Origin of the sequence: Corynebacterium sp. (assembly GCF_012837295.1) — a bacterium.
GTDB lineage: Bacteria > Actinomycetota > Actinomycetes > Mycobacteriales > Mycobacteriaceae > Corynebacterium.
In genome coordinates this window covers 1-2,402 of the sequence record NZ_DURI01000280.1, presented here as the reverse complement: position 1 = coordinate 2,402, position 2,402 = coordinate 1, and the positions used below count along the sequence as shown (strand labels likewise).

Sequence of the window (2,402 nt, the reverse complement as noted above, 5' to 3'; positions counted from 1 at the left end):
CCTGGCGAAGAAGGAGTACTTCACGTCCCCGGGCTTGGTCGGGCGGATCCAGAAATTCTTCTTCACCAACACCGGCCAGGTGCCCATCGACCGCAAGTCCGGCGACGCCGCCCAGGACGCCCTCGACGCCGGCATTGCCGTGCTGGAGCGCGGCGACTTGCTGGGCATGTACCCGGAAGGCACCCGCTCGGCCGATGGTCGCCTGTACCGGGGCAAGACCGGCCTGGCCCGCGTCGCGCTGCGCACCGGCGTGCCCGTGTACCCGGTGGCGATGAAGGGCACTGGCGAGGTCAACCCCATTGGCAGCTGGTTCCCGCGGCCCCGCAAGGTCGGCGTGGAGATCGGCGATCCGTTGGACCCGGCCGATTACCGCGACCGCGGCGACGAGTACGCCAACGCCCGGGCATTGACCGACGATCTGATGGCGGCGCTGCAGAAGCTCAGCGGCCAGACCTACGTCGACGCCTACTCGGCCGACGTCAAGGCGTCGCTGGCCGCAGGCGACGGTTACCCGGAGGGCACCGAGCCGGGCGGCCGCCTGGAGCGCCCGCTGGCGTAGGCCCCTGCGGCACCCGGCGGGCGAATTCACCGCCGCCGATCTTCGGCCGCCCCACCGGGGACGATGACGCGGCGCACGGGTTATCCTGTGCGTCGTGCGCTATTTCTACGACACCGAGTTCATCGAAGACGGCCGGACCATCGATCTGGTCTCCATCGGTGTCGTCGCCGAGGACGGCCGCGAGTACTACGCGATCTCCTCGGAATTCGACGCCCGCAAGGCCGGGCCGTGGGTGCGGGCCAACGTGCTCAACCAACTGCCCAATCCGTCGTCGCCACTGTGGAAGTCCCGGGCGACGATCCGCGACGACCTCGAGCGCTTCCTGCTCGCCCCGGGCGCCGGCGACCCGGAACTGTGGGCCTGGGTGGGCGCCTACGACCACGTCGTCCTGGCCCAACTGTGGGGCGACATGACCCGGCTGCCGCGGAAGATCCCGCGCTTCACCAGGGAACTCAAGCAGTACTGGGAGATGGCGGGAGAACCGCGCCTGCCCCGCCAGGACGACGGCCGCCACGACGCCCTGGCCGACGCGCGCCACAATCTCGTGCGGTACCGGGCGATCGCGAAGGTGCGCCCCTCGCGCTGAGCGCGGGCCGTCGCAAAGCACGCGCAACCGCCCGCGGCACCCGCCCCGGAGCCCCCGCACCCGGCGGCTGCGGGTGCGGTTGACATGGTCGGCTACGATTGCATCCGTGAGTTGGACCATTGACCTCCCCGTAAACGATCTCCCCGATCTGCCCCCGCTTCCCGACGGCATCCGCGAGCGCTTCGAAGACGCCCTGTCGCGCCAGGCGCTGCAGCAGCCGTCGTGGGATCCGAAGGCCGCCGCCAACGTGCGCCGCATCCTCGAGTCGGTGCCGCCGATCGTGGTGGCGCCCGAGGTGCGCAAGCTCAAGGAGGAGTTGGCGGACGTGGCCATGGGCCGCGCCTTCCTGCTCCAGGGCGGCGACTGCGCGGAGACCTTCGAGTCCAACACCGAGCCCCACATCCGGGCGAACATCAAGACGCTGCTGCAGATGGCCGTCGTCCTCACCTACGGCGCGTCGACGCCGGTGGTGAAGATGGCCCGCATCGCCGGCCAGTACGCCAAGCCGCGTTCGGCCGACCGTGACTCCGAGGGGCTGCTCAGCTACCGCGGCGACATGGTCAACGGCGTCGAGGCGACCGAGGAAGCCCGCGTCCACGACCCGGCCCGCATGGTCCGCGCCTACGCCAACGCGTCGGCCGCCATGAACATGGTCCGCGCGCTGACCGGCTCCGGCACCGCCGACCTGCACCGCCTGCACGAGTGGAACCGCGAGTTCGTCACCAACTCCCCGGCCGGCGCCCGCTACGAGGATCTGGCCCGCGAGATCGACCACGCCCTGCGCTTCATGCAGGCCTGCGGCGTGTCCGACTCGAACCTGCAGACCGCCGACATCTACTGCTCGCACGAGGCGCTGGTCGTCGACTACGAGCGCGCCATGCTGCGCCTGGCCCACGACGAGTCCGGCGACGACAAGCTGTACAACCTGTCGGCGCACCAGCTGTGGATCGGCGAGCGCACCCGCGGCCTCGACGACTTCCACGTCGCGCTGGCGGCGCTGATCGGCAACCCGGTCGGCGTGAAGATCGGCCCGAAGACGACGCCGGAGGAGGCCGTCGCCTACGTGGAGAAGCTCGACCCGCTGTTCCAGCCTGGCCGCCTGACGCTGACGTCGCGCATGGGCAACGACAAGGTCCGCACGGCGCTGCCGCCCATCGTCGAAGCGGTCGAGGCCACCGGCCACAAGGTCATCTGGCAGTGCGACCCGATGCACGGCAACACCTACAGCGCCTCCAACGGCTACAAGACGCGCCACTT

3 protein-coding genes are annotated in these 2,402 nt (G+C 70.3%); all 3 read left to right on the top strand.

Annotated features, from left to right (window positions below):
* Positions 1-559 (top strand): 1-acyl-sn-glycerol-3-phosphate acyltransferase (locus tag GX015_RS09115; RefSeq protein WP_291344547.1); only part of this gene is annotated, 559 nt, incomplete at its 5' end.
* Between the two features lie 94 nt (positions 560-653).
* The gene (locus tag GX015_RS09110; protein WP_291344545.1) at positions 654-1,145 is read left to right on the top strand and encodes a polyadenylate-specific 3'-exoribonuclease AS; all 492 of its coding nucleotides are present in this window, start codon (positions 654-656) and stop codon (positions 1,143-1,145) included.
* Positions 1,146-1,251: 106 nt separating this feature from the next.
* Positions 1,252-2,402, top strand: a 1,151-nt coding sequence (locus tag GX015_RS09105; RefSeq protein ID WP_291344544.1) for a 3-deoxy-7-phosphoheptulonate synthase class II, incomplete at its 3' end; no start/stop codon positions are given.